Below are 18,526 nucleotides of genomic sequence, written 5' to 3'. Positions count from 1 at the left end.
AGTACGAGCGAAGTGTATTTCCGAAGCGGCGCAAAAGCTCTATACCCCATTGCACATTAGTTCACAGTTTATTTCTTTTATGTCGATAAAAGACAACCTTCTTACTCAAACCTAAGTTTAATACGCAACAGCAAAAAATAAAAACCTTTCTCCATTTGGAAAAAGGTCTCTACTTATGTTGCTTTCACTGCTGCTTCTTGGCATTGCTTGCATATTCCATGAAAGGTTAACCGATGATCTTTTACTTGGAATCCCCAATCATTTAAAACAATTTTTTCAACATCTTCTAATAAATCATTTTCAATTTCTTCAACGGATCCACATTCAATACATACAAGATGGTGATGGGAGTGCTTGGCGCCCTCTTTTCGTAGGTCGTAACGTGACACACCATCGCCAAAATTAATTTTATCAACAATTTTCAATTCAGAGAGTAGCTCCAATGTCCGATACACTGTTGCCAGACCAATTTCAGGAGACTTTTCCTTTACTAACAGATATACATCCTCTGCACTAAGATGGTCTTCTTCTCGCTCCAATAAGACACGAACCGTTGCCTCTCTTTGTGGAGTCAGCTTGTAGCTCTGTGCATGCAGCTGCTTTTTTATTTGTTCTATTCGATGTTCCACGGCAGTTCGCCTCCTCATTTCCCACCTTTATTATATGCACCTTTTATTTCTATGTCAAAGTATATTCTCACCTTTTAATAATAATAATTATAATATAACATTGGTTATAGGTAAAGTGATTTAATTAACTCTTGCATTGCTTGATTGGATAAATACGCCTCAATTAGTGCTGCGGCAAACGATACAACTAGCAGGGTTACAAAAATAATACTATACCTTGCTAGCGGCTGCAGTAATAATTGATGATTTTTACGGGAAAATAATTTATTTAACAATGTTAATGAGAAAATCATCGAAATAGAGCCAGCAGTAATATAAATTGGAATAATTAAAATGTTTTGTGGTGCGATTGATAATGAAGCTAATAATAGACCTTGTAATCCAAGTTGATTCACAATAAACCCAACTGAAAAGCCCACGACCAGTCCTTTAACGAAAATAAGTACCCATACGATTGGTAGTCCTATTACTGATAATCCTAGTATACATAAAAGCAAAAGGTATTTGGCATGGTATGTAAAACTTTGCCAGAGAATATCACTTTTACTAATTGAAACACCTTCTGTTATTTGTCCAAAAAAACGTTCCAGATAAAAAAACAGATCCTGCTTTTGTATGAAACCCATACTGTTGACAATTACTGCTCCAAAAATAATTCCTGTTAAAAATAAAATAATCATAAATAGATAGATAGTGGCATGATTTTTTATATGTTCCCATACAAGAAAGCTGTTTTTATACATCGTAATCCTCCTACTACAAATAGTCTTTAAATAGATGTTCAAAAAGGAGGATGAAAATGAACGAGAAATTCGATACGTCATTTTCACCGGATTTTTGAACAACTTCTATAGTTAAAAACTATGAGGATTACGAGATAAAAATACCAACTATCCTAGTTATGACATAAATTAGGAAGAGCCAATACTACCATACTTCCCACCACCGCCTGCTTTTATCGGTAATTTCCCTTCACGCATTTGCATAATAGAATTCGTTAGCTTTTCTGGTACAACATCTATTAAATTTTTATATGGCGCGTAATGAATAACTTCCATCTCCGTTCCAAAGGCTGTTAATAGTTTCTGAAACGTCTTTGGCCCTAATGATGGCAAGTATTCAAGCGGGACTTGATATAAATAATCAGGTCGTTCTGATGCTTGCTTTTCCGTATCCTTTAACGCTTGAATACGATCGGAAACACCTTTAATAATTTTCGTCGAACCACATTTCGGGCAAGTCCTGATTTCGGGTGACACCTGTACAAAACAGTTGCTGCAGACTGTTGTATGGTATTTTCCCAACAATGGGTTCATTCCAAAGTTACGTTTGATTCGTCTACCTTCAACCCGGTGTAATGCCCAGTTAAATTCCTTAAAAGTCGGTTCTTGCATTACTATCTCCTGGTATTCTCTAGCTATTTTCGGAAGGGAGTGGGCATCTGAATTCGTCACAAAGGTGTATTGGTGAAGCTCAGATAATTGATCTGCCATTTGCGTATCGGAGCTTAGCCCCAATTCAATTCCATCAATTAAATCTGGATCTAATACTTCTTTTAAGGAATGACGAACACCCTTCCCATACAAACTTTTAAACGGCGTAAATACATGGGCTGGAATAAACAATCCACCCAATTCTTTTACTTTGTATTGAAGCTCCCTGGCTGTTCCATAATACCGCTGTGAGCTTAAGGTTATATTTTTCATTCGAGTTGACAGCCACTGGGAAAATTCCTCCATGCTGGAGAGTGTCGGTAAAAACACAAGCACATGAATGGGACCGAGGCAATTTTCATCATAAACTTCAATTTCTGAACCAAGTATGAGCGTTACTTGTTCAAAGCGAATACCACCTTCCGGTAATTCGCTAGCCTCTCCCTTTTCAATTAATGCTTTAATTTCCTCCTGTACAGCTGGAGCGTGACAATCAATTACCCCGATCATATCAATTCCTTTGTTCCTACTTGACTCCATTAAAATATTCGTTAAAGTTAGACTTTTTGCGCCTGTTATTTTCACTGGCTTTCCGTATTTATCACGGCCAATATGAATATGCATATCAGCAAAGTAAACGTTCAATCCTAGAGCCTCCCTAAGGCGTGTAAATAGAGTATCGCATAATTTGTTTTTGCATCATGGATTCGTTCTTCAACTACATACTCCTTTGCTTCATCTAGTGTTAATTCAAGTACTTCAACAAACTCATCATCATCACCTTGTGGCGGATTCTCCATTTTTACTAATTGATCCGTAACATAGATATGAACTAACTCGTCAGCAAATCCAGGCGATGTATAGAAAGAAGTTACAAATGAAAGATCATTTGTAGTATACCCAGTCTCTTCCTCTAATTCACGTACCGCTGCAGCAAGCGGATTTTCATTTGAGTCCAGTTTACCAGCAGGAATCTCAATCAGTGATTTTTCCAAAGGCTTTCGATATTGTTCAACAAAAATAATTTTATTATCCTTCGTTATTGGAATGACGGCTACAGCACCTGGATGTTTAACAAGTTCCCTTTTAGCTGTCTTACCGTTCGGTAATGTTACGTCATCCACTTGCAGATTAATTATTTTCCCATTAAATACTTGTTCACTCTTAATTGTTTTCTCTTCAAATTTCTTCATCGCTTATCACCCTTATCAAAAGTTCTATCTCTATTGTAGCATACGATTTTTCAGGTAGCTGGTATAAAAAGTTTGTTTTCTATCGTAGCTCTCCTTACAATTAAAGACAAGCATTTACTAGAAACGGAGTGAAAATAATGAGAAGAAACAGATTAGGCAAATCCAATATTATGATTTCTGAACTAACATTAGGCTGTATGTCACTTGGAACGGACATAAATCAAGCAAAGGAAATCATCGATGCTGCAATTGATTATGGAATTAATCATCTAGATACTGCGGACTTATATGGTTTTGGTAAGAACGAAGAAATTATTGGTGAAGCGATTAAAGGTAAAAGGGATCAAATTATCCTGACGACAAAAGTCGGAAACCATTTTGATAAAGAAGAAAAAACATGGTTTTGGGATCCATCGAAAAAATATATTGAGCAAGCTGTTAAGGCTAGTTTAAAACGACTGCAGACGGATTACATTGATTTCTATATGCTGCACGGTGGGACAATCGATGATCCAATCCATGAAACGATTGACGCATTCGAAGGATTAAAAAGGGCAGGTTTAATTCGTGCCTATGGTATTTCTTCCATACGTCCAAATGTTATACGTGAATATATCGACCACTCTTCTATTGATGGTGTGATGACACAATATAGCCTACTTGACCGCCGTCCAGAGGAAACGACTTTAGATCTACTTCATTCCCATGAAATTAGTGTACTAGCACGCGGCCCGCTTGCAAAAGGAATGTTAAGTAATGATGCTGAAAAAGTTATGGAAAGAAAAGGTAAGGAAGGGTATCTTGATTATTCCTATAAAGAGTTACTGGGTGTACAGCAAGGTATTTCCGAATTAATGCAGCATAAGTCATCTCAAAATACACTTGCATTACAGTATGTACAAAAACACCCAGCAATAGCTACGGCTGTATTTGGAGCAAGCCGGGTAGAACAGGTAAAAGAGAATGTCGAACACGAGGAATCACAACAATTATCGAATGAAGAATATAACCAGTTAAAACAAATGACAAAAGCCAATGTCTATACGGATCATCGATAATAAATAAGTTTATGAAAAAAAGCGAAACACAACCATGCGTGGATGTTTTCGCTTTTTCATCGTCTTCGTCTTTAAATCTTATTATGATGCAAGACTTGTTGGGTAGAGATAAACGGATTTAGAATACCCTCGGGGCTTGAAAGGCGAAAGACACCATTTCTAACATCTAGTTTCATATCATTCGCAAAGAAAACAGCTTGTCTGCTATCAATAAATGCTGGGATCGTTGTATTACCCGCAAGAGCTTGATGATAATCTTGTTTTTCGGTAACCAATTGGATTGTAGGCAACCCATTCACACCACATCCACAGCCATCTGTGTCATACCATAAAACCAGGCTATTATTATTTATTTTTAATTCATTCAGTTTCTGTTCAGCTTCAGGTGTAATCGTTAATTGCATCATTAAACTCTCCTTTTCATATCATGCCATTTATTTTTTGTTAAAAGAACTGCGAAAAAGCTTCTCCATCAGACTTGGAAATAATCGATAAAAAATACTTCCAGCTTCCATCCAGAACGGCATATTAATTTCTCTTTTTTTAGTAAACAAATGACGAATAATTACATGAGCTACCCGATTAGGATCAAGCATATAGCGATCCACACTCTGTTGATAGGTTCCGCTCGGATCTGCAGCTTTGAAAAAATTTGTGCGAACTGGACCGAGATTAACAGCAGTTACAAAAATACCTTTTCCATCCATTTCTTGGCGCAATGTATTCGTAAATCCAAGAACTGCATGTTTGGATGCACCATAGGCTGCTGATTTGGGTGTAGCAATTTTCCCGGCTTGTGAAGCGACGTTCATAATATGACCTTGCCCATAATGATTAAAATGAGGAATTATTAATTGCGTGATACGCATTAATGAAAATACATTTAACTGGAATGTCTGTTGCAGTTCTGGCCATTTTATGTCTTCAACAGCATCAAAAACACCGATACCAGCATTATTAATCAGGCCATGTATTTGCTCATGCTCCACTAAAATTCGGTTGATGGTTAAATCAATATCGTCTTTATTTTGTAAATCAACTTTATATACAAAGCTTTTGGCATTTAGTTGCGAATTCAAACTCACTTGAATTGCAGTTAATTTATTATCAGAGCGAGCTAGCATGATTGGGATTCCGCCATTTTCTGCAATCTTTCTGCATAACTGTTCGCCAATACCGCTTGAAGCTCCTGTGACAATAATTTTTTTATCATGAAGTCGAGTTTTAATCATACCTAATCGTTCCATTCTATAAGATGAGATTGTATACAATACTAGCTAAATAGAGTTTACACTCCTTCCCAACACATCCCCCATTCTACCGTCCATCTCTACATACTTCAATCTTGACGCTTATCGATAACGTATAGTTAGACTGTGTGTAAATTGACTTTTAACTTAAAATCTAACACAATTATAAAGAGGTGAAATGTATGACGATGATCATCGCGCACCGCGGTGCTAGTAAACTTGCTCCGGAGAATACGATGCCTGCATTCGAACTAGCACTTCGTATGAAAGCTGAAGCAATCGAAACGGACGTACAGTTGACAAAAGATAACATTCCGGTTCTGATTCATGATGAGCATGTAAAACGAACAACAAATAGTCTTGGCTACATAAAGGATTACTACCTTGCAGAATTAAAACAACTCGATGCCGGTTCTTGGTTTTCGAATGAATTTTCGGGGACAAAAATCTTAACACTTGAGGAGTTTCTGAGATGGATGATCGATACACCTCTACACTTACATCTTGAGCTAAAAAATAATAAAATAGACTATATGTATTTGGAGCCAATTGTGTACGAGTTACTCAAACAGTATAACGTTGTAGATCGTACGACTATTTCAACTTTCAACTCGAATAGTGTACAACGTTTTAGCCAATTATGTTCAAGTATCGAAATTGCACTACTCACATCTCGTAAAATCAAAAATTTACCAAGTTATGCAAAAGAGCTTGGGGCAAAGGCGATTCATATTAAATATCGCTTATTAAACAAAACACTCATTCAAAAATGCCAGCAGGAAAACATGCGGGTTCGTGTCTATACTGTAAATCATTTTTCACCAATGATGCGCTGTTTCCAGCTCGGCTGTGATGGGATATTTACAGACGTACCAAATAAAGCACTGCTATATCGAGATAAACTTTAAACGAACACCAAATTTTTAGAAACGGAATGATAAATGGAGGTTTACTATGGAATTAATATTTCTTGGTACAGGCGCAGGTGTTCCATCTAAAGAGCGCAATGTATCAGCAATAGCGTTAACGCTATTACAGGAGTTGAATAGTATTTGGCTGTTTGACTGCGGTGAAGGTACACAGCATCAAATTTTACATACTAGTATCAAACCTAGAAAAATCGATAAAATATTTATTACGCACTTACATGGAGACCATATTTATGGTCTTCCTGGTCTTTTAAGCAGCCGATCATTTCAGGCTGGAGAAGGCTTATTAACGGTATATGGTCCAAAAGGAATTGCAGAATATATTCATACAAGTTTAGATATAAGTGGAACACACCTCAACTACCCATTAAAAATTGTGGAAATGAATGAGGGGATTATTCTAGAGGACGATAAATTCACAGTACATGCTAAACTGCTAGACCATGGTATCCCTAGCTTTGGATTTCGAATAACAGAGAAAGACAAAACCGGAGAACTACTAATTGATAAACTAATAAACATTGGAATTAAACCTGGCCCAATTTACAGTCAAATTAAAAGCAATAAAATGGTACAATTAGAAGACGGTCAAAAACTATACCAAAAAGACTTTATTGGTCCAAATAAAAAAGGTCGAGTTATTTGTATACTTGGCGATACACGGAGTCAAAAGGATTATAGTGAGTTTGTTAAAGGGGCTGACTTGTTGATACATGAAGCAACTTTTACAAGCGATAAAGTTGAGCTAGCTCAAAACTACTTTCACTCCACAAATACAGAGGCAGCCTCACTAGCTGCTAAAAGTAGTATAAAACAGTTGCTATTAACACACATTTCTTCGCGTTATCAAACAGAAGACGATCAACGAATTCTAGCGGAAGCTCGAGAAATTTTTCCCGAGACTTATCTCGCCAAAGATTTTTTCCAGTTTCACATAGCAACAAAAAACTAGAGGAGCGTTTTTAATGGAATACATTGAAACAATTGTAAACAATCAACGAGCTTTTTTTCAAAACGGCAATACAGTAGATTATACATTTCGTAAAGATAGATTAGAGAAGTTAAGAGAAATGCTAAAAAAGCATGAAAGCAAAATCTATATGGCATTGAAAAAGGATTTAAATAAATCGAAACATGAAACACTAACAACAGAGCTTGCTTTTCTTTATTCTGAAATCGATGTAGCTATCAAAAATCTCAGGTTCTGGATGGCTGCCGAGAAGGTCCCATCTCCTATTACACATAAGGGTTCAAGAAGCTATATTATGAAGGAACCTTATGGGGTAGTGTTAGTAATCTCCCCTTGGAATTACCCGTTGCAGCTAGCTTTAGCTCCTGTTATTGGCGCAATCGCTGCCGGAAACTGCGTTATCATCAAACCATCTGAACATGCAAAAGCAACTTCTATGCTTTTAGCTGATATCGTGGAAGGTGCATTTGATAGTTCTTACCTAACAGTTGTTGAAGGTGGACAGGAAGTAAGTACGGAGTTATTGAAACAGCATTTTGACTCCATTTTCTTTACTGGAAGTTCAGAAGTTGGAAAAATAGTAATGCGAGCAGCTAGTGAACACTTAACCCCTGTTACACTTGAACTTGGTGGGAAAAGTCCAGCTATTGTTGATGAGGATGCAAATATTAATCTCGCTGCAAAACGAATTGTTTGGGGAAAATTTACAAACGCCGGGCAAACCTGTGTTGCACCAGATTATGTCTATGTACATGAGTCCGTTAAATTTAAGCTGCTCAAAGCGATGAAAAAGCATGTTAAATCATTTTACGGGAAAGACCCGCTCAAGAACGGAGACTACACTAAAATCATCAATGAAAAGCACTTTAATCGCCTGGAAGCATTTTTAACAGAGGGAACGGTTTTACATGGTGGGAATTCGGATCGAGAATCACTAATGATTGAACCAACGATATTGGATAAAATCACGTGGGAAAACTCAGTTATGAAAGAGGAAATCTTTGGCCCTATTCTGCCAGTGCTCTCTTTCACGAATATTGAAGATACACTTTATAAAATTAGAAAAATGGAAAAGCCACTTGCTCTCTACTATTTTGGTGATAACGAAAAGATGCAGCAGCAAGTAATGGAATACGTTTCATTCGGTGGCGGTTCCATTAATGATACGTTATATCATTTAGCTAATCCCCATCTTCCATTTGGAGGGGTTGGTAGCAGCGGTATGGGAGCATACCATGGCAAACACACCTTTGATACTTTCTCCCATAAAAAAGGTATCTTAAAACAAACGACGAAATTTGATTTACCTTTCCGTTACCCTGGTAGCAAACTAGCGGAAACAGTAGTTAAGAATATGATAAAATAAACAAAAGTGCAGACGATGCTAGACGTGAAAAAATCCCGCTCCTTATTTATATAGGTGCGGGATTTATTTTTTGTAATCATCGAGAAAATCTTTTTGAAAACTTGTTCTTGGTTGAGCATTATCTTTTTTATCGTTTTCTTCCCATTGCTTAAAGAGGTTTTTCCCATATTTTTCAGCTAAATCATCGATTACAGCGTAAAGCTTTTCCTTCTTTGCTTCTTTCTCATAAGTAAATAGGTCGAGCTGTTGGCCAAGTTGCTGTTTTTCTTCCACATCTTGGACTGTTATTCCTAACAGCCTTATCGGCTCCTGGTTCCAATGCTGTTCCAATAATTCATTTGCTATAAATAAAATATCTGACTTTTGATCAATGTAGGTTTGTAACTTTCTACTTCTTGTGATTGTTTTACGGTCGTGATAGCGAATCGTAATCTGAACACTTCTTCCAGCTGCGTTTTTTCGTTTCATTCTTCTTTCCACATTATCTGCTAACTGAAGCATTAAGCTGTTTATCTCATTCCAATCCGTCGTGTCGTCCGGTAAGGTTTGGGAGCTTCCGATACTTTTAAATTCATAAATTGCATCCGGATCAACAGGTCTTGAATCGATACCGTTTGCCCTGTTTTTCAATCGTTCTCCATTAATCCCAAGCAGTTGTTTCAACTCATAAACATCACTCTTCGCTAAATCACCGATTGTTTCAACATGAATTGTATTCAATTTCTCCGCCGTTTTCTCTCCGATACCGTACATTTGTCCGACTGGCAATGGCCATAATGTTTGGGCTAGCTCTCGCTTTCGCAAGACTGTTATCCCTAGTGGTTTTTTCATATCCGATGCCATTTTAGCTAAAAATTTATTTGGCCCGATTCCAATACTACAAGGTATATCTAATTCATTTAAAATTCGTTGCTGAAGGTTTTGAGCGATTTCTAATGGGTTCCCAAGGCCTTTCGTGTCTGTTACATCCATATACCCTTCATCAATTGAAACGGGTTGGACATAGGGGGTTATTTCAGCTAGCATTTTAAAAATTTCCTTCGACGCGAGCCTATACCGTTCAAAATTTGGCTTCATGATAATAAGTTCTGGGCAAAGCTTCCTCGCTTGCCAAATTGTCATCGTAGTTTTCACACCTTTTGCCCTTGCTTCGTAACTACTTGTTACGATAATCCCCTTTCGCTCTTCAGGGTTTCCAGCAATGGCTAATGGCTTCCCTTTCAAATTCGGGTTATAAGCCATTTCAACAGATGCATAAAAGCAATTCATATCAATATGAAAAATGACTCTTCCTTTTTTCTGTTCAGAAATTGCCATCGTTATTCCATCCTTTGTTTAATGCTACCTTTATTATATCATAAATAGAAAGACCTCCTATGTTTACTGACCATAGGAGGTTCGTTGGATTAACTGTTTGCTGCCTCTTTTATGATTGCGGTAACTAGTTCGGTTACTTTAACAAGATCGCGAACAGCAATGCGTTCATTCGTTGTATGAATCTGTTCATAACCAACAGCTAAGTTAACCGTTGGGATACCAAAGCCTGCAATTACATTTGCATCACTTCCGCCACCACTTTTTAACAACTTACTTTCTCTGCCAATGGATTTGGCGGCCTTCCGTGCTACTTCTACTACTTGATCCCCAGCTTTTTGACTGAAGCCTGGATACATTACCTTAATGGTTACATTTGCGGATCCACCATAGGACGCAGCTGTGTTTTCAAAGGCTTCCTTCATTTTTGCAACTTGTTTTTCCATTTTTTCTGGTACGAGCGACCTTGCCTCCGCTAGAATTTCAACGTGATCAACAACAATATTTGTTTGCTTTCCACCTTCAAACCGACCGATATTAGCAGTTGTTTCTTCATCGATTCTCCCTAGGGGCATGTTCGAAATTGCTTTTGCAGCAAGCGTAATCGCAGATATGCCTTTTTCTGGTTCCAGACCTGCATGTGCTGTTTTCCCTTTGATAACAGCAAGCACTTTTGCTTGAGTAGGTGCAGCAACGACAATATCACCAACTGTACCATCACTATCAAGCGCATAACCATATTTGGCGTGAATAAGGGAGCTATCTAATTCTTTTGCACCTACTAAACCAGATTCTTCCCCAACCGTTATCACAAATTGAATATCACCATGCTGGATATTATTTTCTTTAATGACACGAATCGATTCCAGGATCGCTGCAAGTCCCGCTTTATCATCCGCTCCTAAAATAGTCGTTCCATCTGAAGTAATATAGCCATCCTTAATCGATGGTTGTACCCCCTTCCCTGGAACAACGGTATCCATATGAGATGTGAAGTAGATGGTGTCTGCTCCTTCTACATTCCCTTTCAACGTGCAAATTAAATTCCCCGCACCATGGCCAGTCGTTTCTTTACTTTCATCTTCATATACTTCTACACCAAGTTTTGTAAATTTATCTTTCAATACTTCTGCAATTTTCGCTTCAAACTTGGTCTCGGAATCAACCTTTACAAGCTCGATAAATTCTTCTACTAATCTTTCTTGATTTACGATTATCATATATAATCCTCCTATCCTATATATAGGCTACTATAAGTTGATCCTTTTTTACAGTAGGATATTCCTATGCTTTTCTAATAGCTAGCCTGTCGTTTCTTTTTATGACTTGTCCATATTACGTTTTCACGTTAAAATACTTAGTAGAAATGTGTTTAGAAGGAGGTTCTCTAATGGCTGCAAATACAAATTACAATTCTGCTCCAAGAAAAAAATCAAAACGTGAACGAAGAAATAAAATTATTGTTTATATCATGATTATTTTAATGCTTGTGTCGACCTTTACTGCTGGATTGGCATTTATCATTTAATTACAACAAACAGGATGGATTTTTCTAGCCTTTATTTATGTTCGCATGGATTGTTTAAACTTTAAGCTCAAATCATTACAACCCCTAATTGTCATTAGCAAAATTATAATAAGAGCGTGTTTTGAAACATTCTTATCAAAGCACGCTCTTTACTTATACTAACATTTATCGGTCACCCACATAAATTATTCCGTTTCGCTCTTCTTAAACGGAAATAACTGAAGCTCCTTTGCTTGTTCAAAATGATCCGTTATGATTTCATCTAAGAGCTGCTCCGCATCTTTACCCTCAACATCCATGTCTAGCTGTTCAGCTGAACGGATAACTTTTGCCTCGTAAATCTCATTTTTAATGTCTGCTGCTTCTTTTCCTTCTGTCATAATACCTAATTCTGCTGCTTTCTTTGTTAATGCAGCATTCATAACTTCGGTTTTTAATGCTTTAAAATCTTTCCCTTCTACAGAAACTCCCAGCTCTATAGCCTTTTGTTTAATAAGAAACTCATGTACTTCCTTTGCTAAAACTTCTGGGGGTTTTTCCTTCGTTTCAATATCAAGCTCTTTTGCCTTTTCCACGACTCTAGCATGATGAATTTCTTCTGTTAATTCATCAATGGATTTTCCTTCTTGCTCAATATCTAACTCCTTAGCCGCTTGAAAAATCATTTTTTCATATATCTCGTGAGCGAGTGTTTGATTGTCCTTCCCTTTCATATCAATACCCAATTCTTTCGCATGTAACTTCAACAAAGCTTTACTTTCGAAAAAGCTACCATTCGTTTCCTGCTCTCCGTTGTGATCACTAACTGACTTCCAAACGATATCATCATGGATGGAAGCTAAAATGCTCGGTGCGGACCATATCATACCTACTGTAATTGCTACTGTTAACAAGAAACTTTTCATCATTTTTTAAACATCCTTTCAAAAAAATAAAATGGTTTTCTGCCATTCCATAGCATACCCAGTAGAAGGTGAAAAATGAATGCGTTTGCGAAGAACCAGAAAGTATTGTCGGATGGATAAGAAAAAAAGCTTTATCGCTAGGAGATTAATCCTAAAACGATAAAGCAAAACAGATAGGTTATCAACCAGCATCTTTAGTCAAAGTTGATATATTAACTAATATCCCTGCAGAAATCATTGTAAACAATAAGGAGGATCCACCATAGCTTACGAGCGGTAAGGTAATGCCAGTGATTGGAAGCATTCCAGATACTGCACCTAGATTAAATATGGCTTGAATCATAATTTGAAATGTAATACCTATTGCCAACAGCTTCGGGAACATATCGGTACACTCCTTAGCGATACGTATCCCTCGAAGCATAATAAACAAATAGGAACCTAATACAATAACGAGACCAAATACCCCGATCTCCTCCAATATGATAGACATGATGAAATCAGTATGTGCTTCTGGTAGATAACCTAATTTCTGGACACTATTACCTAGTCCAGACCCCCATATCCCACCTGTTCCAATTGCGATATAGGAGTTTACTAGTTGATAGCCTGAACCTAAATGATTATCGAATGGATTCAAAAAGGAAGTTATGCGCTCAAAACGATAGGCTGATGTAAAGGCAAAATAAATAATCCCAATTAACCCAATACTACCTAACATAAACAAGTGAATTTTTCTTACACCGGAGCAAACAACAATAATTCCACACGCTAATAGTATTAAAGCTGCCGACCCTAAATCAGGTTGTTTCAATATTAATAAAAACACAACTCCCAAAATTAAAAGCGGTGGTAAAACACCTTTTTTAAACTGATCTATATATACTTGCTTTTTTGAATAAAAATAAGCAAAGTAAATGATCATAAATAATTTAATTGGCTCAGTAGGTTGAAAAACAAACCCTCCGAGCTGAATCCACCTTTGTGAATTATTGCGCTCCACACCAATTCCAGGCAATAATATAATGATTAATAATAAGATGGAAACAAATATGAAAACCGGGCTTAACTTTCCATAGAGCCGGAAAGGTATAACTGCTGCAATAACAAAAAAGAATAACCCAAGCAGCAACCATTGTACTTGTCTTGTAAAAAAGTAATTGGCATCTCCATAATGAATATACGATATCGGATAACTAGCGCTATACACCATAATCACGCCAAACCCAGCCAATAATAAAATGCTAATAAGCAATGAATAATCTATTTTTTTAAATTTATCCCTAATAAAAGTTGTCATGACTACCACCATATCTTTCAGACGGATTAAGCACCATCACTAAACATATATTTTTTAGAACGCATATGAACACTACAAACGAAGCCTAACGCAATCATATTCGTTATTAGAGCACTTCCCCCATAACTAACCAATGGTAATGCAAGTCCTGTTATTGGCATTAGACCGACTGTCATAGCTATATTTTGAAATACTTGAAAGGCAATTAATCCAATAGCTCCTACACAAATATAAACACCTAGCAACGTATTCGATTGATGAGCGATTTTTAAAATCCGATAAAACAATAAGAAATATGTAAGAATGAGTAAACACGCACCCAAAAAACCAAATTCTTCACCTATTACAGCAAATATAAAGTCGGTATGTGCTTCAGGGATTTTCCCTGTCTGTACCTGTATTCCTTGATTAAACCCTACACCAGTTAACTGACCTGAACCGATACCTAGCATCGATTGTTTTAATTGATATCCATAGCCTGAAGAAAATTCACCCGGGTTCAGCCAGCCATAAATCCTTCCCAGCTGATGCGGTTTGAAAATTTGTGTAAACATATCATTTTTGTACGTGTAAAGATACACAAGAGTTCCGATAACACTTGTCATAATCGCGACACATAGCGCAATCATTTTTCGTGAGATACTGGAAATAAAAAATAAGGTTAAAGCGATGGCAATCAATATTAGAGAAGAACCTAAATCAGGTTGTGTGTAAATGAATAAGATAGGAACAATTGTTAGCATGCCTATTTTTATTACTACCGGAATACTCTTTTTAAAAGAGATTCTATCCTTACCTATTTTTTTCAATAAAACAGCTAAATACACGAGTAAAAATATTTTCATAAATTCCGATGGCTGCAATTCAATAAAACCTAAACTAATCCACCGCTGGGATCCGTTCTTCTCTATTCCGAAGAAATGAACTAACATTAATAGAAAAATTCCAATTAAATAAAACGGGAGTGCTAATCTCTCCAATAACTCATAATCAAATGCCGCGACACCGAACATAATAGCTATTCCGATGCAATACCAGATAAATTGGCGCAACACATAATACCCTGGTTCTCCATATTGTCCAGATCCACTATAAACAGCAAAACTACTAAAAATAAAAAGAACTAAAATAATACATAATAATTGATAGTCGACTCGACTATTTTTTTGTTGCATATTCTACCCTTTTACCCTTTCAAAAATTTAAATTAAATAACCTACTTTAACATTTCAATAGAAGCATCGTATATTTAACAATAAGTACATCATCAAGGAAACCAATAGCGAACATATAATCAGGAATCATATCAATTGTCAAAATGAAATAAATTAAGGCTCCCCCCAAAAGTGCAACCTCTGTTTTACTCCCCTTTTGTGAACGGAACCGATGATACATCTCTTCCAATTGTTGAATAAACGAATTTGCAGATCCAGATTTTTTAAGCTTTTCTTTGAAACTAGTAAAAATCATTTTTCTACCTTCTTCGGTTTGACTATATTCTTGATGAACTTTTAATTCTTGTTCGATATTTTCCATTGTTAGTCTTTCCTGTTCTATCTCATATGCTTCAAGTAGCTTCTTGGTATACTTAAGCTCCATATCAATGCCAGTACGTTTTTCTTCCTTGGTTGTTTCTGCACGATAACCAGCTGCTTCAATCAAATCAACTACTGGAACTTCAAGGCTTTTTGCAAAACTTTCCAAATGATTTAAATTTGCTTTTCTTTTCCCATTAATAATGCGCGATATTGTCGCTGTGTCAATTTCTGTCTGCTTACTTAAGCTACGCATTGATATGGATTTTTCCTTTAATAAATTCCTTAATTGTACACCTAGTTCATTATCAACTTTATTGTGGCGCATGTTCTAATCCCCTCTATCAATAAGTGATCTTGTTTAACATCTCTACTCAAGGATACTCACTATGTTGTACTATATCTTCCTGTTGACAAAATGTCAACATTGATTCAACGGATTTGAAACATAAAAAGAGACCCTTGAATAATTTCAAGAGTCGGTTTGTACATTATTTTATTAACTTTAGATAGTTAAGCTTCACCGAAAAGATTCATGCTTAAATAACGCTCACCTGTATCTGGTGCAATACAAACTACGCTTTTGTCTTCTCCTAACTTTTTCGCAACTTCAATCGCTGCATAAACAGCAGCCGCGCCAGATGGGCCTAAGAAAATACCTTCCTCCTGCGCCAATCTTCTTAATAACCCAATTGCTTCCTCGTCACGAATTTGAATAATTTCGTCGTAAACATTCGTGTTTAATATTTCTGGAATAAAACCAGGACTTGTACCAACCAATTTATGCTGGCCGGGTTCACCTCCAGATAGTACCGGAGACCCTTTGGGCTCAACAACCGCAATATGGATTCCTGGAATCTTCTCCTTTAATGTTTCACCAGTTCCAGTAACCGTTCCGCCAGTTCCTGCTGTACAGACAAACGCATCTAATTTCCCCTCTGTCTGTTCCATAATTTCCAGTGCTGTTGTTGTTCGATGAATATCCGAGTTTGCTGTGTTTTCAAATTGCTGCGGTATAAAACTGCCAGGAATTTCAGCTTGAATTTCCAGTGCCTTTTTGATTGAACCAGGCATCTTATCTTCACTAGGTGTTAACACAACTTGTGCGCCATAAGCTTTTAAAATATTTCTTCGTTCAATCGTACTATTATCAGGCATCACCAATATTGCTTTATACCCTTTGGCAGCAGCAGTCATCGCAAGTCCAATGCCTGTATTTCCACTCGTCGGTTCTATAATGGTGTCTCCAGGCTTGATAAGCCCCTTGTCCTCGGCAACTTTAATCATATTGTATGCCGCGCGATCTTTCACACTCTTACTCGGATTAAACATTTCTAGTTTAATATAAATATCTGCTGCACCATCTGGGACAAGCTTATTCAGCTTCACTAATGGGGTATTACCGATTAATTCTGTAACATCGTGTACTACTCTCATAATCAACCTCTACTTTCCATTATGCATTATTATTTAAGTAAACGTGTATCAAGTGAAATATCTGGATTGATTTCTGTAATGGCCTTTATAAATTGATCTTGATCTACTGGAGAAATCGAAAAGATATCATACTTTCCACATCTAATTTGGATACGATCCATGGATAGTGCCGGTGCCGTTAAAGGTGCTTTCGATTTAATGATGACTTCAATCTCATTAATTTTTATCGTTTGTCGAATAGGTCCATAGTAGATTTTAATTTTTTCTCCTTCTATTTTATACCCCGTCTTAAACCAAAACCATAATAAAAACAGCCCCAAAAACAACATTATCAAAGCTGCCATCAGCTGTGCCTTGATTAACGGCGTTAAAAAGCCAAGTAAGGCAATCCCCCAGATGACAATTGTTAACCATTTATCCTTTTTAGATGGGAAATACATTTCTTTTCCTCCTGTACTACACTTTATGTACCTGATTATATTTTTTTATAACTTTCATTATAGACATTTCTTTCTGTCATTACCATTATTTATATCTAGCAGCAACACGCAAAACACCATTGACAGACCGTTCTTTATAACAAACAACAACTCACACTGAGTCGTTTCTTTATAAAGAACACCTTAAACCAAATCAGTTCCTTACTCCTGCAAAGCCGCTTTGTTACGCATATTTCTTTATGTTGCACACGCAAACAAATACCCCCAACACCAATCCGTTATACCCCCCCTACCCGGTATATGAGAAGATGTAAAAAAATAAAAATCCTCTGTATTTGGTATACAAAGGATCGAATAAAAATAAAGCTTTATATTAAGTTTGCTAGATTTTTAAATTCCAATTCCTCAAATTTCATGGAAACCTTTGCTTTATCATATTTCCATAAAGCTTGGTCTAATGAACAACTTATCGGAACATCGCATTTTATTCGAGCCAATGATCTTGATAAGTGAAGCATGTCCAAATTATTGTTAATCTTAGTTTGAACCCCTTTAGGTAAACTATCTATATTTTCTAGCAGATTATCAATCGTTTCATATTCCTGCAAGAGCTTTAATGCCGTTTTTTCACCAATCCCTTTAACACCTGGGTAATTATCAGCAGAATCCCCCATTAATCCTTTAAGATCAATGACTTGTTCTGGATAGATGCCTTTCTTTTCATAGAAATTGTGATGATCAAATACTTCATAATTTCCTTGCCCTTTTCTCATAATTGCAACACGAATTCCTTCATCAATGAGTTGTAGGATGTCTTGATCACCAGTAAGAATCGTTACCTCATTCGTTTTGCTGTAAACACGGGCAAGCGTTCCAATACAATCATCTGCCTCAAAGTTTTCTAAGCCAATATTCGGCATATCAAATGCTTCCACTACCTCTTTAATTAAATCGAACTGTGGTACCAATTCAGCTGGTGGAGCATCGCGATTTGCTTTGTAACTTTCATATAAATCTGTTCGAAAGGTTTTGCTTCCCATATCCCAACAGCATATTACATGGGATGGTTTAAATGTATCGACTGCATCTAAAAAGTATCGCATAAATTGGTAAATTCCGTTTGTAGGAACTCCTTTGCTTGTAAGCATAAAATTTCCTCGGAAGGATGTTGCAAAAAAGCCTCGGAACAAAAGGGCCATCCCATCAACCAGTAATACATTGTTTTTCTCCATATTCTAA

20 protein-coding genes are annotated in these 18,526 nt (G+C 36.7%); 5 read left to right on the top strand and 15 right to left on the bottom strand.

Annotated features, from left to right (window positions below; translation table 11 throughout):
* Positions 1-173 precede the first annotated feature (173 nt).
* The 4 genes from fur to F1560_RS20235 all read right to left on the bottom strand — a co-directional run bounded on the left by fur (position 174) and on the right by F1560_RS20235 (position 3,255).
* On the bottom strand, positions 174-629 hold the full coding sequence (gene fur, locus F1560_RS20250) for a ferric iron uptake transcriptional regulator (protein WP_095308886.1): 456 nt from the start codon (positions 627-629) through the stop codon (positions 174-176).
* Positions 630-733: 104 nt separating this feature from the next.
* Positions 734-1,372 carry a stage II sporulation protein M gene (gene spoIIM / locus F1560_RS20245; protein WP_149476433.1) on the bottom strand — a complete coding sequence of 213 codons (639 nt, stop codon included), beginning with the start codon at positions 1,370-1,372 and terminating at the stop codon, positions 734-736.
* Positions 1,373-1,540: 168 nt separating this feature from the next.
* Positions 1,541-2,707, bottom strand: coding sequence for an endonuclease Q family protein (locus tag F1560_RS20240; protein WP_245347711.1), 1,167 nt, complete (start codon positions 2,705-2,707; stop codon positions 1,541-1,543).
* Between the two features lie 2 nt (positions 2,708-2,709).
* Positions 2,710-3,255 carry an NUDIX hydrolase gene (locus F1560_RS20235; RefSeq protein ID WP_149476432.1) on the bottom strand — a complete coding sequence of 182 codons (546 nt, stop codon included), beginning with the start codon at positions 3,253-3,255 and terminating at the stop codon, positions 2,710-2,712.
* Positions 3,256-3,392: 137 nt separating this feature from the next.
* On the opposite strand from F1560_RS20235, the gene F1560_RS20230 reads away from it, so the two are divergent.
* Entirely contained in the window at positions 3,393-4,313 is a 921-nt protein-coding gene (locus F1560_RS20230; RefSeq protein ID WP_149476431.1) for an aldo/keto reductase, read from the top strand.
* 71 nt (positions 4,314-4,384) lie between these two features.
* Here F1560_RS20230 and F1560_RS20225 read toward each other — a convergent pair whose 3' ends face one another.
* Positions 4,385-4,717 (bottom strand): iron-sulfur cluster biosynthesis family protein, encoded by a 333-nt coding sequence (locus F1560_RS20225; protein WP_149476430.1) that lies wholly within the window; start codon positions 4,715-4,717, stop codon positions 4,385-4,387.
* Positions 4,718-4,747: 30 nt separating this feature from the next.
* Entirely contained in the window at positions 4,748-5,545 is a 798-nt protein-coding gene (locus F1560_RS20220) for an SDR family NAD(P)-dependent oxidoreductase (RefSeq protein ID WP_149476429.1), read from the bottom strand.
* Between the two features lie 200 nt (positions 5,546-5,745).
* Here F1560_RS20220 and F1560_RS20215 point away from each other — a divergent pair, with 200 nt between their 5' ends.
* Genes F1560_RS20215 through F1560_RS20205 form a run of 3 tightly spaced genes read left to right on the top strand, consistent with a single transcriptional unit; the run spans position 5,746 to position 8,828 of the window.
* Entirely contained in the window at positions 5,746-6,471 is a 726-nt protein-coding gene (locus tag F1560_RS20215; RefSeq protein ID WP_149476428.1) for a glycerophosphodiester phosphodiesterase, read from the top strand.
* A 46-nt stretch (positions 6,472-6,517) separates the two neighbouring features.
* Entirely contained in the window at positions 6,518-7,444 is a 927-nt protein-coding gene (gene rnz / locus F1560_RS20210; protein ID WP_149476427.1) for a ribonuclease Z, read from the top strand.
* A gap of 13 nt (positions 7,445-7,457) precedes the next feature.
* A complete protein-coding gene (locus tag F1560_RS20205; protein WP_149476426.1) occupies positions 7,458-8,828 on the top strand; it encodes an aldehyde dehydrogenase in 1,371 nt (456 codons plus the stop codon).
* A gap of 63 nt (positions 8,829-8,891) precedes the next feature.
* Here the strand turns inward: F1560_RS20205 and F1560_RS20200 are convergent, their stop codons facing one another.
* Positions 8,892-10,145, bottom strand: coding sequence for a DNA polymerase IV (locus F1560_RS20200; protein ID WP_149476425.1), 1,254 nt, complete (start codon positions 10,143-10,145; stop codon positions 8,892-8,894).
* 89 nt (positions 10,146-10,234) lie between these two features.
* Positions 10,235-11,362, bottom strand: a complete 1,128-nt coding sequence (locus F1560_RS20195) for a M20/M25/M40 family metallo-hydrolase (RefSeq protein ID WP_187773784.1) — start codon at positions 11,360-11,362, stop codon at positions 10,235-10,237.
* Between the two features lie 170 nt (positions 11,363-11,532).
* Here F1560_RS20195 and prli42 point away from each other — a divergent pair, with 170 nt between their 5' ends.
* Positions 11,533-11,670: a stressosome-associated protein Prli42 gene (prli42, locus tag F1560_RS20190; protein WP_149476424.1), complete on the top strand. Its 138-nt coding sequence runs from the start codon at positions 11,533-11,535 to the stop codon at positions 11,668-11,670.
* 185 nt (positions 11,671-11,855) lie between these two features.
* Here prli42 and F1560_RS20185 read toward each other — a convergent pair whose 3' ends face one another.
* From F1560_RS20185 to F1560_RS20155, 7 genes are all read right to left on the bottom strand, one after another.
* Entirely contained in the window at positions 11,856-12,578 is a 723-nt protein-coding gene (locus tag F1560_RS20185; protein ID WP_149476423.1) for a hypothetical protein, read from the bottom strand.
* Between the two features lie 178 nt (positions 12,579-12,756).
* Positions 12,757-13,875 carry a putative lipid II flippase FtsW gene (gene ftsW / locus F1560_RS20180; RefSeq protein ID WP_149476422.1) on the bottom strand — a complete coding sequence of 373 codons (1,119 nt, stop codon included), beginning with the start codon at positions 13,873-13,875 and terminating at the stop codon, positions 12,757-12,759.
* A gap of 26 nt (positions 13,876-13,901) precedes the next feature.
* On the bottom strand, positions 13,902-15,050 hold the full coding sequence (gene rodA, locus F1560_RS20175) for a rod shape-determining protein RodA (RefSeq protein ID WP_149476421.1): 1,149 nt from the start codon (positions 15,048-15,050) through the stop codon (positions 13,902-13,904).
* Positions 15,051-15,096: 46 nt separating this feature from the next.
* Positions 15,097-15,738, bottom strand: coding sequence for a helix-turn-helix domain-containing protein (locus F1560_RS20170; protein ID WP_149476420.1), 642 nt, complete (start codon positions 15,736-15,738; stop codon positions 15,097-15,099).
* Positions 15,739-15,923: 185 nt separating this feature from the next.
* Positions 15,924-16,847, bottom strand: a complete 924-nt coding sequence (cysK, locus tag F1560_RS20165) for a cysteine synthase A (protein ID WP_149476419.1) — start codon at positions 16,845-16,847, stop codon at positions 15,924-15,926.
* A 29-nt stretch (positions 16,848-16,876) separates the two neighbouring features.
* A complete protein-coding gene (locus F1560_RS20160) occupies positions 16,877-17,287 on the bottom strand; it encodes a PH domain-containing protein (RefSeq protein WP_149476418.1) in 411 nt (136 codons plus the stop codon).
* Between the two features lie 368 nt (positions 17,288-17,655).
* Positions 17,656-18,519: a 5'-3' exonuclease gene (locus tag F1560_RS20155; protein WP_149476417.1), complete on the bottom strand. Its 864-nt coding sequence runs from the start codon at positions 18,517-18,519 to the stop codon at positions 17,656-17,658.
* Between the last annotated feature and the right edge of the window lie 7 nt (positions 18,520-18,526).

It is taken from the genome of Oceanobacillus polygoni (assembly GCF_008304605.1).
GTDB lineage: Bacteria > Bacillota > Bacilli > Bacillales > Amphibacillaceae > Oceanobacillus > Oceanobacillus polygoni.
The sequence above is the reverse complement of the archived record's forward strand: the minus strand, read 5'-3'. Positions and strand labels throughout refer to the sequence as shown.